Origin of the sequence: Achromobacter pestifer, assembly GCF_902859625.1 — a bacterium.
In the GTDB taxonomy this organism is placed as follows: Bacteria; Pseudomonadota; Gammaproteobacteria; order Burkholderiales; family Burkholderiaceae_B; genus Achromobacter; species Achromobacter pestifer.
The window spans coordinates 1-24,834 of the sequence record NZ_CADIJX010000006.1; the positions used below are offsets into that span (position 1 = coordinate 1).

Here is a 24,834-nt window from a genome sequence, read left to right on the forward strand (position 1 = left end):
GACGTCTGTGAAAGTAGGTCATCGTCAGGCTTTTATTCCGCAAAACCCCACAGGTGATCCTGTGGGGTTTTGTCTTTGGGGCTTCGGATAGTGAAGTGCCCATCCAAGTGCTGAATTGAAGAACTCAGATGAAGTGCTTCATCTCAGATGAAGTGCTTTATTGACTACTCGTATTGAATTCCATGAAGAAAACCCCTCGCGGCTGACGCCGCGAGGGGTTTTTGTTTGGGTGCGGAGATTTCGGTTGCGTTTAACAATCGGCCGGGTTGATCAACGAGGTCAGGACATGGTCTGTCCACGCGCCATTGATCAGTAAATAGGATCGGGCCTCACCTTCACGCTGGAAGCCCAGGCGGGCCAGCAAGTGGGCGCTGCGCGTATTGTCCGACTGGTAATTGGCCATGATCCGGTGCAGCTTCATGTCTTGGAAGACGTGGGCAATCGCGGCGGTCAATGCTTCGTGCATCAGGCCTTGTCCTTGCTGCCATTCGGCGATGGAATAGCCCAAATGACATGCCTGAAACACCCCTCGGATGACGTTGGTGAAGTTGCAGATGCCGGCCAGTTGCCCGTCTCCACGGCTGAATAACAGTAGATGCAGGGCTTCGCCCGTTGCATTTCGCTCTTCCATGCCATGAAGGCGTTCGATGACTGCTTGGCGCTCGAAGAACGCTGCATTTCGCAGGGGTTCCCAGGGTTGCAGGTGCGTCTGATTTTCCAGCAGATATGCCTGCACGCTTTCCGCGTGTACGACTTGAGCCGGAATCAGCCGCAACCGATCTGTCGTCAGGCCGGTTGCTGGCAATACATGCGGGTTCTGGTTCATGGTGCCGTGGCGATGCGGGATCAATACGGGTTGTGCAGATATTGCTGGCGGTCGATGCCGTGGCGTTGCAGCTTGTCGTAGAACGTCTTGCGGGGAATGCCTAAGGATTCCAGGGTGGCTTTGATGTCGCCTCGGTGCGCCTGAAGCGCATCGCGAATCAGCTGCGCTTCAAAGTGCTCGACTCTTTCCGGCAGGCTTTGAGCTTGCTTCTGTGCTGCGGGGACTTCCACCAAGGGGGCATTCAGCACGCCAAGGACCACGCGCTCGGCAAAATGCGCAAGTTCTCGCACATTGCCGGGCCAATCGTGTGTCATTACATACTGCTTGATGGCGGAGGACATCTCTGGGATGTCGCGGTGAAAGCGGCGGGACGCATGACCGAGATAGTGGGCGAACAGTAGCGGGATATCGTCCCGGCGTTCACGCAAGGGCGGGATGCGGATCGTGACGACATTCAAGCGATAGAACAGGTCTTCGCGGAATGTGGCACGAATGGCCGCACTGCCCAGGTCTTCCTTGGTGGCAGCAACGACACGCAGATCCAGATTGCGGACTTCATTGCTGCCCAATGGGGTGATCTGGCGTGATTCGAGCACGCGCAGCAGTTTGACCTGCACGGCCAGCGGCATGCTTTCGATTTCGTCCAGGAACAAGGTACCGCCGCTGGCATGTTCGATGCGGCCGATGCGCTTTTTCTGAGCTCCCGTGAAGGCACCCGGTTCGTGTCCAAAGAGTTCGCTTTCGATGACGCTTTCGGGCAGGGCACCGCAGTTGATCGCGACCAATGCGCGATGCCGGCGGCGGCTGAGGCGGTGCAGTGCAGTGGCTACCACTTCCTTGCCGGTGCCCGTTTCACCTTCGACCAGCACATCGACATCGGCGTCGGCGATATGACGTAGTGTCTGCTTGATGCGCTGCATGGCCGGCGTGCTGCCGATGAAGGGCACTTCGTCGGCTTCCACCGCAAAGGCGGCTTCCCGCAGACGCCGGTTTTCCAGCACCAGATGACGCTTTTCAGCAGCGTGCGTGACGGCGGTGATAAGCCGGTCAGGCGCATAGGGCTTGGCCAGGAAGTCGTAGGCGCCATCTTGCATGCATTGCACGGCGGTGGCGATATCTCCATGTCCCGTGATGAGGATGACGGGAAGCTCGGGATCGATATCGCGCAGACGATGAAACAGTTGCAGCCCATCGATATCCGGCATGCGGATGTCGGTCACCACGACACCGTTGAAATCACGGTGCAACTGAGGCAGGGCCGAACGAGCGGTGGCGTGGGCATCCACCGTCATGCCATGCAGCTTGAGCGTCTGTAGGTTTGCCCGCCGCAATTCTTCGTCGTCGTCGATGAAGACAACGTGAGGTTGGATGGGCGTGGGAACCCATTCCTCGGCGGATGCGGAGGTGGCAGGAAGCGTTTCTGGAGCGCGTGTCATGGCGTGATGGCCAGAGAGGATTTTCTGGGAACTGCCTTACGCAGCGTCAGGGTAAACATGGCACCGAGTTGCGGGCCGTGCGGCGCGGGAAAACCAGGGTCATTGGGATGTGCTGCGCGCAGTTCGCCGCCGAACTCGGTGACGAGGTCGCGACAGATGACGAGCCCCAGGCCCAGGCCTTCCGGCTTGCTTGTATGAAACGGGGTGAACAGACGCGCCCGGGCTTCAGGCGACAGGCCTGGACCGTTGTCGCTGACATGCACCAGCACCGTTGCGCCCAGGTCTTGAAGTGCAACGACGACTCGGCCATCCAACTGGTCTTCCAGCGCTTCCAGGGAGTTTTGCAGCAGATTCACCAGTACCTGTTCCAACCGGACGCGGTTGGCTCGAACCAGGAAATCCTGACTTTCTGGCGGACGCTGAAGCGTGACCCCCTGACGGCGCGCGCGAGGGCCGACCAGTAGCAGGGCGCCTTCCAGCGCTTCCTTCAGGCTGGTGGGACCCACCGAGGCGCCCGCCTTGCGGGAAAAAGCGCGTAATTCGCCGGTGATATGCCCGATGCGTTCGGTCAGCGCAGCGATGGTGCCCAGGTTTTCCTGTGCAGAGCCGGCATCCTGGCGTCGAAGGAATTCGGATGCATTGTCCGCATAAGTGCGGATAGCTGCGACAGGTTGATTGATCTCGTGTGCGACCCCGGCGGCAACCTGGCCCAGCAACGCCAACTTGCTGGCCTGTACGAGTTCATCCTGCATGTTGTGGAGCCGGGCTTCGGCACGCTGGCGTTCATCCATTTCGTCCATCAGGTGCTCGTTCACTTCAAGTAATTGAGCGGTGCGTTCGTCCACCAGCCCCGCCAACTGCGCCTGAATGGCGGCTTGCTGTTCCGTGCGCTCACGATCTCGGTGCCGCCGATACAGCACGATGCCGATGACGGCGGCCAATAGGCTCTGGGCCAACAGGGCACCCAGTTGGGCGTTGGCAGTAGCCTGGTTCATCGCCGTTTGCACGGGTGACAGCAGGTGCAGCGTCCACCCCGGCGATTCGACGATGGGCAGCGTGGTGTGCAACAGGGGTGCGCCCTTGGGCAGCGGCGGCAAAGCGGTATTGATGCGCACCAGTTGGCCCGTGCTGACGGGAGTCAGCGGCGGGGCGAGCGGGAGCGGCTGGAATTGGGCGTCGCCGAATTGCAGGCTGGTGCGCAAGCTCTGCGCCAAGGCGGGCGCAAGCGGTGCCAGGACATCAAAACGCCAGTCGGGGATGCTGCCCAGCAGGACGACACCATGTTCATCGGTGACAAAGATAGGCGCACTGGATTGGCGCCAGTCAGACTCCAGGTCTCGGAAATCCACCTTCAGCACGATGACCCCAAGTAAATCGCCATTGGTGTCGTCGATGCGACGCGACAGGTACAGGCCGGCCTCGTGGCTGACTGTGCCCAATGCGAAGTGCTCGGCCGAGCCATTGGCGACGGAGCCTTGGAAGTAAGGCCGGAATTGATAGTCCACGCCGACAAAGGTGGCGGGTTCGCGCCAGTTGCTCGCGGCGATGGCCAGGCCTTTTTTGTCCAGCAGGTAGATGGCGGAAGCGCCCACGCCGCGGCTGAGCGTATCGAACTTTTCGTCCAGCGATTCGATCTGCACGGCGGAGGCGCCTTGCAGCGCTGCCCGTATATCGACGTCGCGCGTCAACACGAAAGGCAACGCTCTGAACTTGTCCAAATTGTTGCGAAGCAGGGCGGCGTTGACCTGGCCTGCGGTGCGCGCTTGCGCGGCCGCTGCTTTGATTGCCCCTTCGCGTGCCCATTGCGTCGCGATGTGCAGCACACCGAAAACAATGCCAATGGCCAGCAGGATCATGGCGGCACGCCATACCCAAGACCCGCTTGCCGAGCGCTGGCCGCGCGGCGATTGGGCGGATTGGTCTGGGCCTTGGCCGGCCGAGGAGGTGGGGGAGGAAGGCAATGGCATGGTTTGTGCGGGTTTCCGCACATTCTATTCCTTTTTTGTGCGGGTTTTCGCCGATTTTCGGGGCTTCAACAGAATAGAAAACCAAAGAAGTCCCTATTTATCAAGGGCTTGTGGATGTGTCTGGGGTGCTTCAGGACTTGGCACGGCGTTTGCATATACGAATGCAAGCCAGGCGGTATCGAACGCTCGGTGAAATGGGCTTGCGGCGATAACGCAAAGCCATAAAACAGATAACGCTCCGTCGCCCGCCGCGCTCAGCCGCTCCGGGGCAAGGGGCATTGGTGGGGACAAACCCAATGATCGACGTGGATCAAGGCGCGCCCGCGCGCAAGCTCAAGTTCTATCAAATCCTGTATGTACAGGTGATCTTCGCCATTGTGGTGGGTATTTTGCTGGGTGCGTTCAAGCCTGAACTCGGACAGCAAATGCAGCCGCTGGGCGACGCATTCATCAAACTGGTGAAGATGATCATCGCTCCGGTGATCTTCTTGACCGTGGCCTCTGGCATCGCTGCCATGAGCGACCTGAAGAAGGTCGGGCGCGTGGCAGGCAAGGCCATGCTGTATTTCCTGATCTTCTCGACGCTGGCCTTGATCATTGGCATGTTGGTCAGCCATCTGGTGCAGCCGGGTGCCGGGATGCACATCGATCCCAAGACGCTGGATGAGAAGGCCGTGGCGAGTTTCGTGGCCAAGGCGCACGATTCGACCATCTCTGGTTTCCTGATGAACATCATCCCGACGACGATCTTCAGCCCGTTCGTGGGTGGGGATATTCTTCAAGTCCTGTTCGTGGCGGTGCTGTTCGGCATTGCGCTGGCGATGGTGGGGGAACGCGGCAAGCCCATTCTGAATTTCATGACGGCGCTGGCTCAGCCGATCTTCAAGCTGGTCGCCATTCTGATGAAGGCGGCACCGATCGGCGCCTTTGGCGCGATGGCGTTCACCATTGGCAAGTATGGGATCAAGTCGGTCGTGAATCTGGCGATGCTGGTGGGTACGTTCTATGCCACGTCGGTGTTGTTCGTGGTGGTGGTGCTGGGGTTGGTGGCACGCTACAACGGCTTTTCGATTCTGAAGCTGGTGCGCTACATCCGTGAGGAACTGCTGCTGGTGTTGGGCACGAGTTCATCCGAAGCCGCGCTGCCCACCTTGATGCAGAAGATGGAGCGTGCCGGGTGCTCGAAGTCCGTGGTCGGCCTGGTGGTGCCCACGGGATACTCGTTCAATCTGGACGGGACCAATATCTACATGACGATGGCCGCGCTGTTCATCGCGCAGGCTTGCGATATTCCGTTGTCGTTGGGTGATCAGATCCTGCTGCTGGCTGTTGCGATGTTGAGTTCCAAGGGCGCCGCTGGCGTGACGGGCGCCGGCTTCATCACGTTGGCCGCGACCTTGTCGGTGGTGCCGTCCGTGCCGATCGCCGGCATGACGCTGATTCTGGGCGTGGACCGTTTCATGTCGGAATGCCGCGCACTGACCAATCTGGTCGGCAATGCGACCGCCGCAGTCGTGGTTGCCCGCTGGGAAGGCGAGCTGGATCAGGAACAGTTGCACGCTGCGCTGGACGGCCAGGCACCTGCCATTCCCGAGCCGACGCTGCCTGTTGAACCCCAGACGGCGCTGAGCCATACGGCGTAATCGGCGAACGCTACGCTGCAATGAAAAATCCCCCGGGTCGAATGACTGCGGGGGATTTTCATTTGGGCGTATTCAGGGCGTCTGGATGCCGGCCGAGCGCAGCAAGTTCGACGTTTCATACAACGGCAAGCCCATCACGCCGGTATAGCTGCCGGAAATATGGGAGATGAAGGTGCCGGCCAGTCCCTGGATGCCATAGGCTCCCGCTTTGCCGTAGGGTTCACCGCTATCGCAGTAGCGGCCAATCTCGTCGTCGCTGAGCGTTCTCATGCGGACCTGGGTGATGGACACGGCTTCCAGCAATTGTTCGCCCGTCCAGACCGCGACGGCGGTGTGGACTTCGTGGGCCACGCCCGACAGCGCGCGCAGGATGCGCATGGCGTCGTCGCGATCAGCAGGTTTTCCCAGCACGGCGCCATCCAGGATGACCGTGGTGTCGGCCGCCAGCAGCGGCAGGTGGGGCAGAGCCTGACTGTGCATCCAGTCGCGTCCGCGCAGCGCCTTGTCGCGCGCGGTGCGCTGGACGTAGTCGGCTGCACTTTCGCCAGGATGTTGGGGTTCGTCCTCGCCCGGTGGCGCCGGTACGCGCAGGACGTCGTGCGCCAAGCCGATCTGGGTCAGCAATTCGCGTCGTCTCGGGCTGGCCGAAGCAAGGTAGAGACGGGCGGGGGAGGCTTCGCGGTCAGCTGTCTGGGGCATGCGGAAACAAGGTGGGCGCCGGCCCGGCCAGCGGTCAGGCGCGATGGTAGGGGTGGTTGGTCATGATGGCCCAGGCGCGGTAGAGCTGCTCGGCCAGCACCACGCGCACCATCGGGTGCGGCAGCGTCAAGGACGATAGGCGCAACTGGCCGCTGCACGAGGCCTTCAGATCGGGATCCAGGCCGTCCGGGCCGCCGACCAGGAAGGCGACGTCCTGTCCGCCTGCCCGCCATTGTTCCAGCTTCTGCGACAAGGCCATCGTCGTGAGGTCTCGGCCGCGTTCGTCCAGCGCCAGGCGCAAGGCGCCGGCGGGCAATGCGGCTTCGAGGCGCTTGGCTTCCGCCGCCATCATCTGCGCGGGCGTCTTGCCCGTGGTGCGGGGCTCAGGCTTGATCTCGCGCAGTTCCAGCGCGCAGTCGGCCGGAAGGCGTTTGGCGTAGTCGGCCCAGGCGGTCTCCACCCAGTCCGGCATCCGCGTACCTACGGCCGCAACGATCAGTTTCACGGCAAGGACTCAGTTTTCGACGTCGTCGTAGCCGCTGTTGGTGGGGATCGGCGCGGCGCGGGTCGATTCCGGCAGCAGCTTCACGCGCACCGGCTTGCCACCCCAGATCTCTTCCAGGTTGTAGTACTGACGAATGGCCGGTTGCATGATGTGCACGACCATGTCGCCCAAGTCGACGACGACCCATTCACCGGTGTCTTCGCCTTCAATGGTGATGCCGGACAGATCGAGCGCACGGCCGCGGTCTGCCACGCTGGAAGCGAGGGCACGGGTCTGGCGGTTGGAGGTGGCGCTGGCAATCACGACGCGATCGAACAAGCTCGTCAGATGCGTGGTGTTGTAGACCTTGATGTCTTGCGCCTTGACGTCTTCGAGGGCATCGATGACGGCGCGTTGGAGTTTCGTTATATCCATAGCTGCAAATATAACCCGCGGACGGACGGCGGATGCCGGCTCCGTGGCGCTTTGGGCGCCCGGCGGGTGTGGGTTTATCGGTAAAGGTGGTGCGCCGCAATATAAGCGGCGACAGCGGGGGGCAGCAGGCCTTCGGTCGATTCACCGGCCGCCAGGCGCCGGCGGATCTCGGAGGCGGATACCGCCATGGGGGCAAAAGGCAGTTCTTCCAGGCGGTGTTCGTGTTCGTCCAGCCATGCAGCCAGTTCGGCCGGGGGCGTCAACGGGGTGCCGGGGCGGGTTGCCACCGCCAGGTCCACGCGGCTGGCGATGTCGCGCCAGTTGCGCCAGGTGCAGAAATTGGCCAGTTGGTCCGCGCCCAACAACCAGACATAGCGGGCATCCTGGGGGAGCGCGCGCAAGGTGTCGATGGTGTAGGTTGCGCCGCCCCGTTCGATTTCAATGGGATTGACCGCCAGGCCGTCATGGCCGGAGATGGCCAGTTCCAGCATGTCGCAACGCTGTTCACCGGTGGCGTGCAAGGCCGCGCGCTGCCAAGGATTGGCGGCGGGGATGAGTTCCACGGCCGCCAGGCCCAGGGTTTGCATGGCATTTTGCGCCAGGGCAAGGTGTGCGACGTGGACGGGGTCGAAACTGCCGCCCAGGAGACCGATGCGTTTCAAATCCAGTCCCGTGACGTCAGGTAGGCGGCGAGCTCGGCTTCGGGGGTACCCGCTTCCGGCTGCCAGTCATACCGCCACTGCGCCATAGGGGGCATGGACAGCAGGATCGATTCCGTGCGGCCGCCCGATTGCAGCCCGAAAAGCGTGCCGCGATCAAAGACCAGATTGAATTCGACGTAGCGGCCCCGGCGGTAGGCCTGGAAATCGCGTTCGCGCTCCGTGTAGGGTAGCGCGCGGCGGCGTTCAACGATGGGCAGGTAGCTGGACAGGAAGGCGTCGCCGACGGAACGGGTCAACGCGAACGAGGCATCGAATCCCGGGGCATTCAGGTCGTCGAAGAAAATGCCGCCGATGCCCCGCGTTTCATTGCGGTGCTTCAGGAAGAAGTAGTCATCGCACCAGCGCTTGTAGCGCGGGTAATACTCCGCGCCGTGCGCCGCCAGCGCATCCCGGCAAACCGTGTGGAAGTGCCGGGCATCTTCCTCGAAGGGGTAGTAAGGGGTCAGGTCGATGCCGCCGCCAAACCAGAAGACGTCGGATTCGGCGTGGCCGGGCCGGGCCGCGGCCACGAACATCCGCACGTTCATGTGGGTGGTCGGCACATAGGGATTGCGCGGGTGCAGCACCATGGAAACGCCCATGGCTTCCCAGCCGCGCCCGGCAAGCTCTGGGCGGTGGGCACTGGCCGACGGAGGCAGCTTGGTGCCCTTGACGTGGCTGAACAGCACTCCCGCCCGTTCAAACAGCTTGCCGCCTTCAAGCAGACGCGACAGGCCGCCGCCGCCTTCGGGCCGGACCCATTCATCGGCGCGGAAGGCGCCGCCTTCCGCTTCTTCCAGGGCGCCGACGATGCGGGCCTGCAAGCCGGTGAAGTAGTCGCGGACGGTGGCGACGGGCAAGGCGTTCATCTGCGCTTTCCGGTTAGGCGTTGGACTTGGACTTCTGCTGCGACGGCTTGAGCGCGCGCCAGCCGATGTCGGTGCGGTACTGGCGGCCATCGAAATGGATGCCGTCGATGGCTTCGTACACACGGTCGCGGGCCATCTTGACCGAGTCGCCCAGCGCGGTGACGCACAGCACACGGCCGCCCGTGGTCTTGATGTCTTCACCGTCCAACTGCGTGGCGGCGTGGAAGACCATGCAGTCTTCGGCACTGGCGGGCAGGCCGCGAATCACGTCGCCGGTACGCGGCGTATTGGGGTAGTTGTGCGAAGCCAGCACCACGCCCAAGGCCGTACGGCGATCCCAGGTGATGTCGGCCTGATCCAGCGTGCCTTCCACGGCATGCTCAAAGGCATCCAGCAGGTCGCTCTTGACGCGCATCATGATGGGCTGGGTTTCCGGGTCGCCCATGCGGCAGTTGAATTCCAGCGTCTTGATTTCGCGGTCGGGATCGTCGCCAGGGGCGATCATCAGGCCGGCGTACAGGAAACCTGTGAAAGGAATGCCGTCGCGCGCCATGCCCTGCACGGTCGGCAGGATGATTTCGCGCATGATGCGGTGATGAAGTTCGGGCGTGACGACCGGGGCGGGCGAATAGGCGCCCATGCCGCCCGTATTGGGGCCTTGATCGCCATCTTGCAGGCGCTTGTGGTCCTGGCTGGTGGCCAGCGCCAGCACGTTGCGGCCATCGCACATGACGATGAAGCTGGCTTCTTCGCCCACCAGGCACTCTTCAATGACGACGCGCGCGCCAGCGGCGCCCATCGAGCCGTCGCCCAGCATGGCGTCGACGGCGGCGTGGGCTTCTTCCAACGTGGCGGCGACCACGACGCCCTTGCCGGCGGCCAGGCCATCGGCCTTGATGACGATCGGGGCGCCTTCCTTATCGATATAGGTGTGGGCCAGGGCCGGATCGGTGAAGGTCTCGTAGCGGGCGGTCGGGATGTGGTGCCGGACCATGAAGGCCTTGGCGTAGTCCTTCGAGCTTTCCAGTTGAGCGGCAGCCTTGGTCGGGCCGAAGATCTTCAGGCCGCGCGCGCGGAAAACATCCACGACGCCAGCGGCCAGCGGCGCTTCCGGACCAACGACCGTCAGGGCGATGCCCTCGCGTTGGACGAAATCAGCCAGTTCCTCGGCATTGGTGAACGCGATGTTCTCCACCTGCTCGGCCCGTTGCGTGCCGCCGTTGCCCGGGGCGACATACACCTTGTGTACGCGCGGGGAGCGGGCCAGCCGCCAGGCGAGGGCATGTTCGCGGCCGCCCGAGCCAATTACCAGGAGTTTCATGTTGCGTGATTCTGAAGGTTGCCACTCTAGCCCGTGGAGAAGGCAACGGATCCGGGATGGCCCAGATCCGATTTACATCCTGGCTTGCCGACGGCGGGGCCATCGGCAAGCCAAAACTGTGGGATTTACTGCGATTCGTCGAAAATGACGTTGGTATAGACTTCCTGCACGTCATCCAGCGCTTCCAGGGCGTCGAGCAGCTTCTGCATCTTGATGGCGTCTTCGCCAGCCAGTTCGGTCTCGTTCAGCGCCTTCATGACGATGCCGTCGACTTCGGCCTTCAGGCCGGCGTCGTCGAAAGCCTTGCGAACCGTGGCGTAGTCGGCCGGGGCGCAAACGACTTCAATCACGCCTTCTTCGTCCGTCGTCACGTCTTCGGCGCCCGCGTCCAGCGCGGCTTCCATGACCTTGTCTTCGGACGAGCCGGGTGCGAACACGAATTGGCCGCAGTGTTTGAACATGAAGGCCACCGAGCCTTCCTGGCCCAGGTTGCCGCCGTTCTTGGCAAAGGCGTGACGCACATCGGCCACCGTGCGGGTGCGGTTGTCGGTCATGCAATCGACAATGACCGCCGCGCCGCCGATGCCGTAGCCTTCGTAGCGCACTTCCTCGTAGGCATCGCCGTCGGCGCCGCCCGCGCCACGCTGGATGGCCCGCTGGATATTGTCCTTGGGCATGTTGGCGTCGGTCGCCTTGTCCCAGGCCATGCGCAAGCGCGGGTTGCTGTCCGGGTCGGGGCCGCCGGCGCGCGCCGCCACGGTGATTTCACGAATGATCTTGGTCCACAGCTTTCCGCGTTTGGCGTCTTGACGCCCTTTGCGGTGCTGAATATTGGCCCATTTGCTGTGTCCGGCCATGGCTTCCCAGGGAAAATTGTCTGCAAAAAAGGCATTTTACCGTGCCGGCGGCCCGCGCGCCCGGGACGGTGCCGCCTGTGTCCTTATTGCCACGCGCACAACCCGGGCGGCAGGCTCTACACTTGGGCATTCCCCTGATTCCCTGGTCCGGAGCGCTGCACATGCCCAACCCCATCGTCATTGCCAAAAATGCACAGACCGAGTTGGCGCTGCTGCCTGCTCTGGCCAACCGTCATGGTTGCATCACTGGCGCCACCGGCACCGGCAAGACCGTCACGTTGCAGGTGCTGGCCGAGTCGTTTTCCCGCATCGGCACGCCGGTATTCATGGCCGACGTCAAAGGCGACCTGACCGGTATTTCCCAGGCGGGCACGGCCAGCCCCAAATTGGCCGAACGGCTGAAGAGCCTGGGCCTGGCCGAGCCCGCCTGGGGAGCCAGCCCGGTTACGCTGTGGGACGTGTTCGGCGAGCAAGGGCTGCCGGTGCGGGCCACCATTTCCGATATGGGCCCGTTGCTGCTGTCCCGCATCCTGGAACTGAACGATACGCAGGAAGGCGTGCTGACCCTGGTATTCAAGGTTGCGGATGACGAAGGCCAGTTGCTGCTGGACTTGAAAGACTTGCGGGCCATGCTTCAGAACGTGGCGGATCGTTCGGCCGAATTGAAGACCCGCTATGGCAATGTCTCGTCCGCCAGCGTCGGTGCCATCCAACGTGGACTGCTGGCTCTGGAGTCCCAGGGGGCGGAGAAATTCTTCGGCGAGCCCATGCTGGACGTGGCCGACCTGATGCGCACGGACGCCCAGGGGCATGGCATGGTCAATGTGCTGGCCGCCGACAAACTGATGCAGGCGCCGCGCCTGTATGCCATTTTCCTGCTCTGGCTGCTGGCCGATCTGTACGAGAAGCTGCCGGAAGTCGGTGACATGGATCAGCCCAAACTGGTTTTCTTCTTTGACGAGGCCCACTTGCTGTTCAACGACGCGCCGCCCGCGTTGCTCAACAAGATCGAGCAGGTGGTGCGCCTGGTCCGATCCAAGGGGGTGGGCGTCTATTTCGTGACGCAGAATCCGTTGGATATCCCCGATACCGTGCTTGGCCAGCTGGGCAACCGCGTCCAGCATGCCTTGCGGGCGTTCACGCCGCGCGACCAGAAGGCCGTCAAGACGGCGGCCCAGACGATGCGTCCGAACCCGGGGCTGGATATCGAGGCCGCCATCACCGAATTGGGGGTGGGGGAGGCGTTGGTGTCGCTGCTGGACGCCAAGGGCCGGCCCATGCCGACCGAGCGCGCCTATATCGTGCCGCCCGCCAGCCGGATCGGCCCGGCGACCGATGCAGAGCGTCAATCTTTGCGTCAAGGCAGCCCGATGGCGGCGAAGTACGAAAAGGCCATTGATCGCGAATCGGCGTACGAAGTCCTGGCTGGTCGCGCCGCGGTGCCGGTGGACCAGGCGTCGACCAAGGGGGCCCCGGCCAAGCCGGCGGGAACCGAGCCGGCAAGCGAAGCCTCGGGGGGCGGTCTGATGGGCAGCTTGAATGATGTGCTGTTCGGTTCGACCGGGCCGCGGGGCGGCAAGCGTGACGGTGTTGTCCAGACCATGGCCAAAAGCACCGTCCGTTCAATCGCTCGGGAACTGACCCGAGGTATTTTGGGGTCATTGCTGGGCTCGAAGAGCCGCCGCTGATCTTTCTGCGGCGTTGCAATTCGCAAAATGTAATACCGTCGTTTTGTAACGGGGGGTGTTGCGCCGTGCCCGTTTATGCCTATGATTCTGGGCGGTCTATAAAAGGAAAAATAAGGAAACGTGGTGGCTAAGAAACATAAGATTGCGGTCATTCCGGGGGACGGAATTGGCAAGGAGGTTGTGCCTGAAGGATTGAAAGTGCTGGACGCTGCCGCGGCGCGTTTCGGCATTGAGTTTCAGTGGGATCACTTTGACTGGAGCTGCGACTACTACGCCCAGCACGGCAAGATGATGCCCGACGATTGGAAGGCGCAGATCGGTCAGCACGAAGCGATATTCTTTGGTTCGATCGGCTGGCCCGCCACGGTGCCTGATCACGAAGCGCTTTGGGGCTCACTGTTCAAATTCCGCCGCGAATTTGATCAATACATCAATTTGCGTCCAGTGCGCCTGATGCCCGGCGTACCGTCGCCCTTGGCAGACCGCAAGCCCGGCGACATCGATTTCTTCATCGTGCGCGAGAACACCGAGGGGGAATACTCCAATAGCGGTGGCCGCCTGTTCGAGGGAACCGAGCGCGAAGTCGTCATCCAGGAAAGCGTGTTCACGCGCATTGGCGCTGATCGCGTGCTGAAGTTCGCGTTTGAACTGGCCCAGAAGCGCGGCAAGCATCTGACTGCTGCCACCAAGTCCAATGGTATTTCGATTTCGATGCCATGGTGGGACGAGCGCGTGGCCGAGATGGCCGGGAACTATCCGGACGTGCGTTGGGACAAATATCACATTGATATCCTCTGCGCGCATTTCGTGCAGCATCCCGATTGGTTTGACGTGGTGGTGGCCTCCAACCTGTTCGGGGACATCCTGTCCGACCTGGGGCCGGCTTGCACGGGCACGATTGGGATCGCGCCGTCCGCGAACCTGAATCCAGAGCGTAAGTTTCCTTCGCTGTTCGAGCCCGTGCACGGTTCGGCGCCGGACATTTATGGCAAGGGTATCGCCAACCCGATCGGGCAGATCTGGAGTGGTGCGTTGATGCTTGATTTCCTGGGGTATCCCGAGGCATCGGCTGCGGTGGTGGCAGCGATCGAAACGGTACTGGCGGAAGGTCCCCGTACCCGGGATATGAAGGGCAATGCTTCGACCGTCGAGGTGGGCAGCGCGATTGCGTCGCTGATCTCGGCCGGCTAAGCGAATTCAGCAAGGACAGCCAACCAGGCAGTTGATGGAAAATTCAATCTCCTCCTCCTCCTCCGCCTCGCATGTGGGCGGAGGACGGGCCGACCGCTTTGTCCGCAAGCTATTCCGCTTGCTGCGTTCGCGCACGCAAAGGCATAACCAGCATTTATGGCCATTTGTGCGGATATGGCGGGACCGATCCGGCGTGATTTGTGGATTCCGGGCGTTTGGCCGATCCCTTCCCATTACCCCCCTGGCGCAAGGCTACGACCGCGAGGACGAAACGATCCATCTGATCCTGAGCGGCCCCTCCGTTGCTCAGATCCCGTACGACCAGTTGGACATCGGCGTGGCGATGGGCGTCAACGGCGCGATCGCGCTAGCGCGCAAATTCGACTTGCCGTTCAAGTACTACTGCATCATCGACCAGAATTTCGTGCGGGACCGCATTGAGCTGGTGCGCGAAATCGTCGGGCGGGACCTGACCCTGTACGTGTTTCCCGAAGTGTTGCGCTACATCATGCAGGGCATCCCGCAGGAGCAGATCCGTTGCCGGATCTGCATTATTGAACTGATCTCCGAGCGCGCGTATCAGCGGAGCGCCGCTCCGGCCATGCTCAAGCGGATTGCGGCGGCGACGCCCGATGTGCAATTGCTGGACGCCAAGCAAGGCCTGGGCTACAGCTTCGATGCCTCACTGGGCGTGTTCGACGCCGATACGGTGGCCTACGCGGCGTTGCAGGTGCTGGTATCCGGCGGCGCCCGCCAGGTGTATGTGCACGGACTGGACCTGACCGTGCAACACGGACTGCGGTTCTATGACGAGGGTGGTCAACCCCAGGCCAGCCGATTGGCACGCAAGTTCGCGCATTTGATCGAACCGTCGTTCCGGTTTGCCTCCACGCATTGGCGGGCTCGCGGTGTGTCGGTGTTCAACTTGTCTCCGATCAGTGCCTTGTCGCCCGATATCATCGAGCGCAAGGACTGGCAGGTCTTGCTGAAAGACGGCACGTCCATGCAAAAGGGCGCCTGATCAGGCGCCCTTTTTTACCGCAGTTGTGTCAGTGCGCGCCGGCCGCCGCTTCCGCCGCGCCGCCGCCGCCCGCCTTGGCCGAACGGGGGCGAGCAAACCACACCAGACCCGTCAGCATCAGGAAGATGACCGCCGAAGCGTAGAACACGTCTACCGCGGACATGGTGAACGCCTGGGCATTGATCAGCCCGTCCACCATGGTCAGTGCTTGCTGGTGCGACATTCCATACCCGTTCTGCAAGGTGTTCAACGTTTGGTCGAACGCCTGTTGACCGGGTTTGGCAATTTCGGTCAGTTGCGAATGGTGCATGGTGGCGCGGTTTTCCCACAGGGTCGTGGCGATCGAGGTGCCAAACGCGCCTGCCGTCAGCCGCAGGAAATTCGACAAGCCCGAGGCAGCGGGAATGCGCCACGGTTCAATGCTGGACAGGGTGATGGACGTCAGCGGCACGAAGAACGCCGCCATCGCCGCCCCTTGGATGATGGTTGGAATCATCAGCGTGCGCACATCGGTCTGGGTGTTGAAGCCCGACCGCATGAAGCACACCAGCGCGAAGATCAGGAAGGCCACGGTCACGATCTGGCGCGGGTCGCGCGTGGCCAGCATTTTGCCCACCAGCGGCGTCAACAGAATCGCCAGCAAACCGACAGGCGCCGTCACCAAGCCTGCGTAGGTCGCCGTATAGCCCATATTGCTTTGCAGCCACAGGGGCAACAGCACGACGTTGCCGAAGAACACGCCGTAAGCCACCGCCAGCGTCAGTGCGCCGACCGTGAAGTTACGAATCTTGAACAGGCGCAGGTCGACGACGGGATGGGCGTCGGTGAGTTCCCAGATCAGGAAGAAGACGAAGGCCACGAAGGCGGTTGCCGCTAGCGCAATGATGGTCGGGCTGGCGAACCAGTCCAGTTCCTTACCCTTGTCCAGCATGATCTGCAAGGCGCCGACCCACACAACCAGCAGCACCAGGCCCAGCTTGTCGATGGGCAGCTTGCGAGTCACGGATTCTCGGTTGCCATAGATGCGCCAACTGATCCAGGCCGCCAGCAGGCCGACAGGCACGTTGATATAGAAGATCCAGGGCCACGTGTAGTTGTCGGAAATCCAGCCACCCAGCAGTGGTCCGGCGACGGGGGCAACCAACGTGGTCATGGACCAGACCGCCAGCGCCATGCCCGCCTTGGACTTTGGAAAGCTGGCCAGCATCAGCGTCTGCGACAGCGGGATCATCGGGCCGGCCACCGCGCCTTGCAGCACGCGGAAGGCGATCAGCGCTTCAAGCGACGGCGAAAATCCGCACAGCCATGAAGCCACCACGAACAGCAGCGTCGAAATCAGGAACAGGCGGACCTGGCCGAAGCGTTGGGTCAGCCAGCCCGTCAGCGGCACCGTGATGGCATTGGCGACGGCAAACGACGTGATGACCCATGTGCCCTGGCTGGAGCTCACGCCCAGGTCGCCCGAGATCGTGGGAATGGACACGTTCGCAATCGAGGTGTCCAGCACGTTCATGAACACCGCGGTGGACAGGGCGATGGACCCGATGATGCGGGTCGCACCTTCCAGCGGCGGATGGGTGCCTGGTGGCCGGGCGGGTTCGGCGGCGGGCGCCCCTGCGCCCGCAGGCTGGGCGGGTGTGCTCATGATGCCAGATTGTCTTGGATGATCTTGCTGATCATGGTGTCGACTTCATCGTGGGCGGGGTCGAATGCGCGTGTCGACCAAGCCGGCTCCTTGCGCTCGGCCTGGGTCAGCGGTTCGCCTTCCTGCTTGCCCACATCGACTTCCACGTCCATGGACAGGCCGACGCGCAAGGGGTGCGTCTTCAGGTCCTCGGGATCCAGGGCGATACGCACGGGCACGCGCTGTACCACCTTGATCCAGTTGCCGGTGGCGTTCTGCGCCGGCAGCAGCGCAAAGGCGCTGCCAGTGCCGGCATCCAGGCCGGCGATCTTGCCGTGATAGGTCACCGAGCTGCCGTACAGGTCGGCCACCATCTTGACCGGCTGGCCGATGCGCATCTTGCGCAGTTGGCCTTCCTTGAAGTTGGCTTCCACCCAGACCTGATCCAGCGGAACGACCGTCATCAGCGCATTGCCAGGGGCCACGCGCTGGCCGACTTGCACGCTGCGGCGGGCCACCACGCCGCTGACCGGTGCCGGCAGCACCGTGCGCGACTGCGCCAGCCAGGCGTTGCGCAGGCCGGCGGCGGCCTGAAGCACGTCAGGGTGATTGGCCACTGTCGTGCCTTGCGTCAAGGCTTGGTTGGTGGCCAGTTTGGCGCGCGAGGCGGCCAAGGCCGCTCGGGCTTGCGCCAGACCCGATTGAGCGGACTTCAAGGCGGCTTCGGCGTGCAGGATTTCTTCGCCGCTGACGCCGCCGGATTTGGCCAGTTGCTGGCGACGGCTGACGTCGCTTTGCGCGCGGGTCAGTTCGGCCTGGGCGCGCAAGATATCGGCGTTGCGCAGATCGACATCGGCGGCCAGGGCGTCATTCTGGACGTAGTAGGTGCGGACCTGGCGCACCATCTGCGCCAATTTGGCCTGGGCCTGTTGCAGGGCCACGTCGGTGTCGGCGGGGTCCAGGCGCACCAGCGCCTGGCCGGCCGTGACGGTTTCGGTGTCGTCGGCCTCGATGGCGATGACGGTGCCGGGCACTTGGGGCGTGATCTGTACCAAGTTGCCATGGACATAGGCGTCGTCGGTGCTTTCAAAGTGGGCGCCAAACAAGGCCCACCAGATGCCGTAGGCGATGGCGATAACAATGAAGACGCCGGTGGCCAGCAGCAGCAGGCGTTTACGGGCGGGATTGGTCGTGGGAGTGGCAGCGTTCATGACGTCTGAATCCGGGGGCGTTCAATGAATGGGGTTCGTGGCGGGGGCGGACGGCGCCTGAGAGGCGGCGTCGGCCTGGGGCTGGGCGCCGGGCTCGGCTCCAGGGGCGTAACCGCCGCCCAGCGCGTTGGCCAGGTTGGCGTCCAACTGATAGGCGCGGATGCGCAGGTCGGTGTCCATGCGGGCTTGGGTCAGCACGCCGGTCTGCGCGATGAGCACGGTGATGTAGTTGCCCAGGCCGGCCTTGTAGCGATTGACGGCCAGGTCATACGCGGCTTCGATCGCTTCGCGGGCCTGGTGTTGCTGGGTCCGTTCTTGTTGCAGCAAGCGCAAGCCGTCCAGCGCGTCGGCCACTTGATGCACTGCGTCCAGCACCGACTGGTTGTAGTCCGACACGGCCAGATCGGCGTCGGCTCGGCGGCCCGCCAGATTGGCGTTCAGTTCACCACCATGGAAGATGGGCAGCGTGATGGCGGGGCCGATGCCGGCGGTGCGGGCGGCGGCGCCCAGCAGGTTGCCGGTGCCCAAGGCCTGGAAGCCGACGAACGCGGTCAGATTGACGTTGGGGTAGAACTCCGCGCGGGCAGTATCGATGGCGCTGCGGGCGGCCTCGGCACGCCAGCGCGAGGCGACGACGTCAGGGCGGTGACCCAGCAAGTCCAGGGGGATTTGAGCCGGCACGACGCCTGCGGGGGCGGTCAAGTTCACGGCGGCCAGCGATTGGCCACGTTGCGGACCTGCGCCTGTCAGCGCGGCGACCTGGTTGCGCAGTTGCGCCAGCGTGGTCTCCGTCTGCGTCAATTCCACGCGACCGGCCGCAAGCGACGATTCCGCCTGCTTCACCTCCACTTGCGTGTCCAGGCCGGCGGTGTACCGACCCTGAGTCAGGGACAACACGTCGGCGCGTTGCGCGATCACGCGCTTGAGCACGTCACGCTGGGCAAAGGCGTTTTGCAGATTGAGATAGGCGCGAACCGTGGCGCTGGCCAGGATGTTACGCGCCGCTTGCGCGTCCGCGACGGCGGCTTCGCGCTCGGATACCGCGGATTTCAGGCGCGACCGGTTCTTGCCCCAGAAATCCAGCTCGTAGCTGAAGTCCAGCGCCAGCCGGTTGTCGCTGACAACGGAACCGCCCAGCGGGGCCGGATAGATATAGTCGGATGACAAGTGCTCGCGGTTCAGCGAGTAATCGGCGTCCACGCGCGGCATCAGCGGCGCGCGCGCCGTGCTGACGGCGGCATTGGCCTTGGCCAAGCGGGCTTGAGCCGCGCTCATGGACGGGCTGTTCGCCAGCGCTTCATCCATCAGCGTGTTGAGCTGGCTGTCCCCGTAGCGTTGCCACCATTGCGTATTGGGCCAGACCGTGTCTTGGCCGATCAGCCCCAATTTGGATTCATCCAGCGCCGCAACCGGCGCAGGCCCGGGTTCCATCAGTGCGCAACCGCTCAGGGCCAGCACCAATACGGTAGAAAGAAGGCGTTTCATCCTGACTGTTTGCTGAAAGTAATTGATTAATCTGTATTTGCCTAGGCAAATATTATGCCAAATAAAACCCCAGATCAGTGGGGTGGGGCGACGATGGCGAGCGCCGTCAGCGTTCGGGAGAGGAGCCGGAGGCGGAACCGTTGGCGATCATGCGTCGCATGAAATGCATCAGCTGGGTGACTTCGTCCGCCGAAAAACCGCGCAGGTGATGGTTCAGCGAACGGGCGATATTCGGCGCGATTTCGCGAGCCTTGGCTTCGCCCAGTTCCGTCAGTTCGATCTTGACGACGCGGCGGTCTTCCTTGCTGCGATTACGGCGCAGCAAGCCTTTGGCTTCAAGACGGTCCAGGGCGCGAGTCATGGCGCCGGTGTCCATATCATTCAGCCGGGCCAGTTCGGCGGGTGTGTCGGCGCGGCCCAGGAAAACCATGGCCAGCGGACGCCATTGCATGGCGGTCAGGTCCAGCGGGGCCATTTCCTGGTCCAGCATCCGGGTCAGGGAATGATAAGCAAGCTTGATCAGGTAGCCGGCATTCTCTTCTGCCATGCAGCGGTTGTCGCTACGGTAATGGACAGGAGATTCGGACGGCGGAGGGGAAGTTTCGGCATTCATGCGCCGAATTTTACTGCCTAGTCAGTTATTGTCAAGGCTGTGGAGTTGAGGCGGATCCTGTATCCACCGCCGCGCTTTTGCGCAAGCCCGACCAGACGATGGCGGCCACGATCAGGGCGGCGCCCGCGATCATGCGCGGCGTGGGCTGCTGGCTGAACAAGGCCCAGGCGAAGGCGATGGCGTAGACGGGTTCCAGCGCAATCACCAAGCCCGCGCTGCGCGCGTTCAGGCGGGTGAGGCTGGAGACGAACAGGTAGTGCGACAGTCCCGTGCAGAACACGCCCAGCAATGCCAGCCAGAGCCAGTCGATGGCGGGCAGGGCGGGCAATTGGCCCACCGCGAAAGGCATCATGACCAGCGCCACCACGACGTTTTGCCAGCACGCCACCTGCATGGGGTCCATGCCGGAGGCCGAACGGCGGTTGCTCAGGGCAAGCAAGGCGAAGGTCAGGCCCGACAGCAGCCCCCATGCCAGACCGATGGTGCCTTGGTCTGCCAAGTCGAACGATGGCGTGACCAGAACCAGGCCCGCGGTGACCAGCCCCAGCAACATCCACTCGGCCGCCCGGATGCGCTCTCGGAAGATCAGGCCTTCAAACAGCGTGATGAAGGCGGGAAAGCTGGCAAAGCCCAGCGTGGCGATGGCGATGCCGCCGACCTTGACCGATATGAAGAACGTGACCCAATGTGCGGCGAGCAGGGCACCGGCGATCACCAGCACGAATAACTGCGCGGGCGTCAGGGCGCCCAGCAAAGGCTTGCGTCGCATGCGGGCAAAGATGCCCAGTGAAATGACCGCGAAGACGGCCCGCCCCAGCGTGATGACGGCGGCAGTGGCCTGTATCAACTCCCCGAAGACACCGGTCAGGCCGAATAGCACGGCGGCAATATGGATTTGGGTCAGAGCGCGTTGTCGGGTCATGCTTGGGGAAATTTGATGCCAAAAAGCATAGGATGGGCGTGCAAATCGGTTTGCACTGAATCTAAAATCATCGCATGAATCGTCTTGCCAGGTTTTTGCCGTCTTCCCTTCCGTCCGGCCGTGCGGCCGGAATCCTCATGGCGACGCTTGGCGCCGTGCTGTTTTCAGCCAAGGCGATCGTCGTCAAGTTCACCTACCGGTACGGCATCGACGCGGTTACGCTGATTGCCTTTCGCATGCTGTTCGCCATGCCGTTCTTCGCGGCGGTGGCCTGGCATCAGTCGCGCCGTGCCGCGCGCGGCGAAATCGTCGTCATGACGGCCAAAGAGCGCGTGCAGGTCATCGTGCTGGGCCTGCTGGGCTACTACTTGTCCAGTTTTCTCGATTTTCTGGGGTTGCGCTACATCACGGCCAGCCTGGAGCGCCTGATCCTCTTCCTGTCTCCCTCCCTCGTTGTGCTCTTGTCGGCATTCTGGTTCAAGCGCCCGGTCGAGCGCCGGCAATGGCTGGCCATGGTGCTGTCTTATGCCGGGGTCGTGCTGGTGTTCGCCCACGACCTGTCCTTTGGTGGCGGGGGCGAGGTGCTGTTAGGGTCTTTGTTCGTTTTTGGCTCGGCGGCAAGCTATTCTGTCTACCTGATTTGTTCTGGCGAACTGATCAAGCGGGTCGGGCCAACGCGCCTGGTGGCCTATGCCATGTTGGTGTCGTGCGTGGCCTGCCTTATCCAGTTTTTCGTGATTCACCCACCGTCGATGCTGATTCAACCGGCCGGGGTCTACGGATATTCCGTGATCCATGCCACGCTGAACACGGTGGTGCCGGTCTTCATGCTGATGTGGGCGGTGTCGCTGATTGGCGCGCCCACGGCGTCGCTGCTGGGCATGGTGGGGCCGGTGTCGGTGTTGTTCCTGGCGTCGTGGTTCCTGGATGAGCCCATCACCGTGTGGCAGATGGCAGGGACCGCGTTGGTGCTGGCGGGTGTTTTCGCGCTGATGGGCGTGGGCGCCCGCAAGCAGGCGTCCGCCACACCGCGCTGAAGTCTGGTTTTCTCGGTTGAATACATCCATTATTTCCAATGAAAGGAGGCCAGCATGGCCAGCAATCTCGTCAAGGCAATTCGTATCGAGCAGCACGGTGGTCCCGAAGTCCTGAAGCTGGTCGAGGTGGAAGTCCTGCCGCCGGCCGCCAATGAAGTCACGATCGAGCAGCACGCCGCCGGCCTGAATTTCATCGATATCTATTTCCGCACGGGCTTGTATCCGCATCCGTTGCCGCACGGGCTGGGTTTTGAGGCCGCTGGCGAAGTCACCGCCGTGGGCGCGGACGTCAAGCATCTGAAGAAGGGCGACCGCGTCGCCTATGGCCAGAGCCCGATCGGCGCCTACGCCAAGGCGCGCAACGTGCCCGCCAATCAAGTCGTCAAGGTGCCCAAGGGCATCGGTTTTGACGAAGCCGCCGCACTGATGCTCAAGGGGCTCACGGTGCAGTATCTGTTCCGTCAGACCTATCGTCTGCAAGGCGGTGAAACCATCCTGTTCCATGCGGCGGCGGGTGGCGTGGGCCTGATCGCTTGCCAATGGGCCAAGGCGCTGGGCGTGAAGCTGATCGGCACGGTCTCCAGCCCGGAAAAGGCGGAGCTGGCACGCGCCAACGGCGCCTGGGAAACCATCGACTACTCGCGCGAAAACGTGGCCGAACGGGTGCTGGAACTGACCGGCGGCAAGAAGGTGCCGGTGGTGTATGACGGCGTGGGCAAGGACACCTGGGAAACCTCGCTGGACTGCATCGAGCCGCGTGGCCTGATGGTCAGCTTCGGCAACGCCTCCGGCCCCGTGGCCGGCGTCAACCTGGCGGTGCTGAACCAGAAGGGCAGCCTGTATGTGACCCGTCCGTCGCTGGGTGTGCATGTGAACACGCTGGAAAAGCTGCAAGCCGCGTCGGAAGAAGTCTTTGACCTGGTGCTGAAGAAGAAGATCAAGGTTCGCATCGACCAGCGCTACAGCCTGGATCAGGTGGGCGAAGCACAAACCGCCTTGGCCTCGCGCAAGACCACGGGTGCCACGGTGCTGATGCTGGACTAATGCTGGTAGCCATCGCGCGGGCGTCCTGACGGGCGCTTGCCACGGGCCGGGCAGGCGCGCTACGCGGCTTGTCCGGCCTTTTTCTTGGCCATGGCGCCGTGCGCAGAATGACAAATCCCCATGCACGGCCAGACAAGCCAGCCGGGAACGCCGTTGCTATTCTGGCTCCACACTTTTCGTTGGAGCTTCAGATGTCTTCAGCAAGCATTTCGACCGCGGCCGGCCCCGCAGGGAACGACCGCCCGGAACTGGGTGCGATCAGGGAGTTCATGCTGATCGACGGCAAGCCGGTGCATGAGGGGCAGGGCAAGCCCATCCCCGTCTACGATCCGGCCACGGGGCAGGTCATTGCGCATCAGCCTGACGCGGGCCCCGCGCAAGTGGATTTGGCGGTTCAGGCCGCGCGCCGCGCGTTCGCCTCGGGGCCCTGGCGCGATACGCTGCCGGCGGGCCGTGAACGTCTGTTGCTGAAATTGGCCGATCTGCTGGAACTGCACGGCACCGAACTGGCGCGGCTGGAAACGCTGAACAACGGCAAACTATTGGGCATTGCGCAGGGCCTGGAAGTCGGCGCCGGAGCGCAATGGCTGCGTTACATGGCCGGATGGGCCACCAAGATCACGGGCGACACCCTGTCCCTGTCGATTCCCTTCCCCCCAGGCGTGCAATACAACGCCTACACCCTGGCTCAGCCCGTGGGGGTGGTCGGCGCGATCATCCCCTGGAATTTTCCGTTGTTGATGGCTGTCTGGAAGATCGCGCCCGCACTGGCCGCAGGCTGCACCGTCGTGCTCAAGCCCGCCGAGGAAACGCCGCTGACCGCGTTGCGGCTGGCGGAATTGGCGCTTGAGGCGGGCTTTCCTCCGGGTGTCGTCAATGTGATCACGGGGCGTGGCGAAACCGCTGGCGCCGCGCTGGTGGCGCACCCTGGCATCGACAAGATCGCTTTCACCGGTTCCACCGAGGTCGGCAAGCTGATCGGACGAGCCGCGATGGACGACATGAAGCGGGTGTCATTGGAACTGGGCGGCAAGTCACCCGTGATCGTGCTGGACGATTGCGATGTTGATCGTGCCGTGCAGGGCGCTGCCGCGGCCATCTTCTTCAACCAGGGGCAGGTGTGCACGGCAGGCTCACGCCTGTATGTGCAGCAGGGCTTGTACGCCAAGGTCGTGCAAGGGTTGGCCGACGTGGCCGGCAGCCTGACGCTGGGTTCCGGCTTTGATGCGGCCACGCAGATCGGGCCGTTGATTTCGGCCCGGCATCAGCAGCGCGTCATGGACTACATCGGTATTGGCCGATCGGAAGGCGGCCGTGTGTTGGCAGGGGGCGCCGCGGGCGACGGAGCAGGATACTTCGTTCGGCCCACCGTGTTCGCGGACGTGCGCCAGGACGCTCGCATTGCGCAGGAAGAAATCTTCGGCCCCGTCGTCGTGGCGCAGCCGTTCGATACGCTGGATGACGCCGTGCGCCTGGCCAATGACAGTGCCTTCGGCTTGGGCGCCAGCATCTGGAGCAACGACTTGACGCGCGTGCAGCGCCTGATTCCGCGCATTGACGCCGGCACCGTCTGGGTCAATACCCACAATATGCTGGATCCCAACATGCCGTTTGGCGGCTTCAAGCAGTCTGGCGTTGGCCGTGAACATGGCCGCGCCGTGCTGGAGATGTACCTGGAGAAGAAGTCCGTCTGCATCGCGTACTAGAACGTCGGAACGTACAGGCCAAGCCGGGAGATACCGGCGGCGGTGCGTTCGCGA

22 protein-coding genes are annotated in these 24,834 nt (G+C 62.9%); 7 read left to right on the plus strand and 15 right to left on the minus strand.

Annotation, left to right across the window (positions count from 1 at the left end; all coding sequences use genetic code 11):
- Positions 1 to 250: 250 nt before the first annotated feature.
- The 3 genes from HV753_RS21895 to HV753_RS21905 are packed head-to-tail and all read right to left on the minus strand — an operon-like array spanning position 251 to position 4,229.
- Entirely contained in the window at positions 251 to 826 is a 576-nt protein-coding gene (locus HV753_RS21895; RefSeq protein WP_175176697.1) for a GNAT family N-acetyltransferase, read from the minus strand.
- Positions 827 to 846: 20 nt separating this feature from the next.
- On the minus strand, positions 847 to 2,262 hold the full coding sequence (locus HV753_RS21900; protein ID WP_246288353.1) for a sigma-54-dependent transcriptional regulator: 1,416 nt from the start codon (positions 2,260 to 2,262) through the stop codon (positions 847 to 849).
- Positions 2,259 to 4,229, minus strand: coding sequence for a sensor histidine kinase (locus HV753_RS21905; protein WP_175176698.1), 1,971 nt, complete (start codon positions 4,227 to 4,229; stop codon positions 2,259 to 2,261). The genes HV753_RS21900 and HV753_RS21905 overlap by 4 nt, the downstream gene beginning before the upstream one ends.
- A 296-nt stretch (positions 4,230 to 4,525) precedes the next feature.
- Here HV753_RS21905 and HV753_RS21910 point away from each other — a divergent pair, with 296 nt between their 5' ends.
- Positions 4,526 to 5,872, plus strand: a complete 1,347-nt coding sequence (locus HV753_RS21910; RefSeq protein ID WP_175176699.1) for a dicarboxylate/amino acid:cation symporter — start codon at positions 4,526 to 4,528, stop codon at positions 5,870 to 5,872.
- A 72-nt stretch (positions 5,873 to 5,944) separates the two neighbouring features.
- Here the strand turns inward: HV753_RS21910 and HV753_RS21915 are convergent, their stop codons facing one another.
- The 7 genes from HV753_RS21915 to HV753_RS21945 form a co-directional block, all read right to left on the minus strand.
- On the minus strand, positions 5,945 to 6,571 hold the full coding sequence (locus HV753_RS21915) for a Maf family protein (protein ID WP_175176700.1): 627 nt from the start codon (positions 6,569 to 6,571) through the stop codon (positions 5,945 to 5,947).
- A 34-nt stretch (positions 6,572 to 6,605) separates the two neighbouring features.
- Positions 6,606 to 7,076: a 23S rRNA (pseudouridine(1915)-N(3))-methyltransferase RlmH gene (gene rlmH / locus HV753_RS21920; RefSeq protein WP_175176701.1), complete on the minus strand. Its 471-nt coding sequence runs from the start codon at positions 7,074 to 7,076 to the stop codon at positions 6,606 to 6,608.
- A 9-nt stretch (positions 7,077 to 7,085) separates the two neighbouring features.
- Positions 7,086 to 7,490, minus strand: a complete 405-nt coding sequence (gene rsfS, locus HV753_RS21925; RefSeq protein ID WP_175176702.1) for a ribosome silencing factor — start codon at positions 7,488 to 7,490, stop codon at positions 7,086 to 7,088.
- A gap of 74 nt (positions 7,491 to 7,564) precedes the next feature.
- Positions 7,565 to 8,152, minus strand: coding sequence for a nicotinate (nicotinamide) nucleotide adenylyltransferase (nadD, locus tag HV753_RS21930; RefSeq protein ID WP_175176703.1), 588 nt, complete (start codon positions 8,150 to 8,152; stop codon positions 7,565 to 7,567).
- Positions 8,149 to 9,060: an oxygen-dependent coproporphyrinogen oxidase gene (hemF, locus tag HV753_RS21935; RefSeq protein WP_175176704.1), complete on the minus strand. Its 912-nt coding sequence runs from the start codon at positions 9,058 to 9,060 to the stop codon at positions 8,149 to 8,151. The genes nadD and hemF overlap by 4 nt, the downstream gene beginning before the upstream one ends.
- A 13-nt stretch (positions 9,061 to 9,073) precedes the next feature.
- Positions 9,074 to 10,381 (minus strand): phosphoribosylamine--glycine ligase, encoded by a 1,308-nt coding sequence (purD, locus tag HV753_RS21940; RefSeq protein ID WP_175176705.1) that lies wholly within the window; start codon positions 10,379 to 10,381, stop codon positions 9,074 to 9,076.
- Between the two features lie 125 nt (positions 10,382 to 10,506).
- The gene (locus tag HV753_RS21945; protein ID WP_175176706.1) at positions 10,507 to 11,238 is read right to left on the minus strand and encodes a YebC/PmpR family DNA-binding transcriptional regulator; all 732 of its coding nucleotides are present in this window, start codon (positions 11,236 to 11,238) and stop codon (positions 10,507 to 10,509) included.
- Between the two features lie 161 nt (positions 11,239 to 11,399).
- Between HV753_RS21945 and HV753_RS21950 the strand changes: the two genes are divergently transcribed.
- The 3 genes from HV753_RS21950 (at position 11,400) to HV753_RS21960 (ending at position 15,138) form a co-directional block, all read left to right on the plus strand.
- Complete coding sequence (locus tag HV753_RS21950; RefSeq protein WP_175176707.1) at positions 11,400 to 12,926, plus strand: helicase HerA-like C-terminal domain-containing protein; 1,527 nt, start codon at positions 11,400 to 11,402, stop codon at positions 12,924 to 12,926.
- A 123-nt stretch (positions 12,927 to 13,049) separates the two neighbouring features.
- Entirely contained in the window at positions 13,050 to 14,117 is a 1,068-nt protein-coding gene (locus HV753_RS21955; RefSeq protein WP_175176708.1) for a tartrate dehydrogenase, read from the plus strand.
- A gap of 34 nt (positions 14,118 to 14,151) precedes the next feature.
- Positions 14,152 to 15,138, plus strand: a complete 987-nt coding sequence (locus HV753_RS21960; protein ID WP_175176709.1) for a hypothetical protein — start codon at positions 14,152 to 14,154, stop codon at positions 15,136 to 15,138.
- A gap of 28 nt (positions 15,139 to 15,166) precedes the next feature.
- Here HV753_RS21960 and HV753_RS21965 read toward each other — a convergent pair whose 3' ends face one another.
- The 5 genes from HV753_RS21965 to HV753_RS21985 form a co-directional block, all read right to left on the minus strand.
- Positions 15,167 to 16,783 (minus strand): DHA2 family efflux MFS transporter permease subunit, encoded by a 1,617-nt coding sequence (locus tag HV753_RS21965; RefSeq protein ID WP_175176710.1) that lies wholly within the window; start codon positions 16,781 to 16,783, stop codon positions 15,167 to 15,169.
- Positions 16,780 to 17,973 carry an HlyD/EmrA/EmrK family protein gene (locus tag HV753_RS21970; protein WP_175176711.1) on the minus strand — a complete coding sequence of 398 codons (1,194 nt, stop codon included), beginning with the start codon at positions 17,971 to 17,973 and terminating at the stop codon, positions 16,780 to 16,782. Before HV753_RS21970 ends, HV753_RS21965 begins: the two co-directional genes overlap by 4 nt.
- A 21-nt stretch (positions 17,974 to 17,994) precedes the next feature.
- Positions 17,995 to 19,458: an efflux transporter outer membrane subunit gene (locus HV753_RS21975; protein ID WP_175176712.1), complete on the minus strand. Its 1,464-nt coding sequence runs from the start codon at positions 19,456 to 19,458 to the stop codon at positions 17,995 to 17,997.
- 106 nt (positions 19,459 to 19,564) lie between these two features.
- A complete protein-coding gene (locus HV753_RS21980) occupies positions 19,565 to 20,071 on the minus strand; it encodes a MarR family winged helix-turn-helix transcriptional regulator (RefSeq protein ID WP_175176713.1) in 507 nt (168 codons plus the stop codon).
- A gap of 31 nt (positions 20,072 to 20,102) precedes the next feature.
- Complete coding sequence (locus HV753_RS21985) at positions 20,103 to 20,993, minus strand: DMT family transporter (protein WP_175176714.1); 891 nt, start codon at positions 20,991 to 20,993, stop codon at positions 20,103 to 20,105.
- A gap of 74 nt (positions 20,994 to 21,067) precedes the next feature.
- Here HV753_RS21985 and HV753_RS21990 point away from each other — a divergent pair, with 74 nt between their 5' ends.
- The 3 genes from HV753_RS21990 to styD all read left to right on the plus strand — a co-directional run bounded on the left by HV753_RS21990 (position 21,068) and on the right by styD (position 24,780).
- A complete protein-coding gene (locus HV753_RS21990) occupies positions 21,068 to 22,030 on the plus strand; it encodes a DMT family transporter (protein ID WP_175176715.1) in 963 nt (320 codons plus the stop codon).
- 54 nt (positions 22,031 to 22,084) lie between these two features.
- The gene (locus tag HV753_RS21995; RefSeq protein WP_175176716.1) at positions 22,085 to 23,074 is read left to right on the plus strand and encodes a quinone oxidoreductase family protein; all 990 of its coding nucleotides are present in this window, start codon (positions 22,085 to 22,087) and stop codon (positions 23,072 to 23,074) included.
- A 191-nt stretch (positions 23,075 to 23,265) separates the two neighbouring features.
- On the plus strand, positions 23,266 to 24,780 hold the full coding sequence (gene styD / locus HV753_RS22000) for a phenylacetaldehyde dehydrogenase StyD (protein WP_175176717.1): 1,515 nt from the start codon (positions 23,266 to 23,268) through the stop codon (positions 24,778 to 24,780).
- The last annotated feature ends 54 nt before the right edge of the window (positions 24,781 to 24,834 follow it).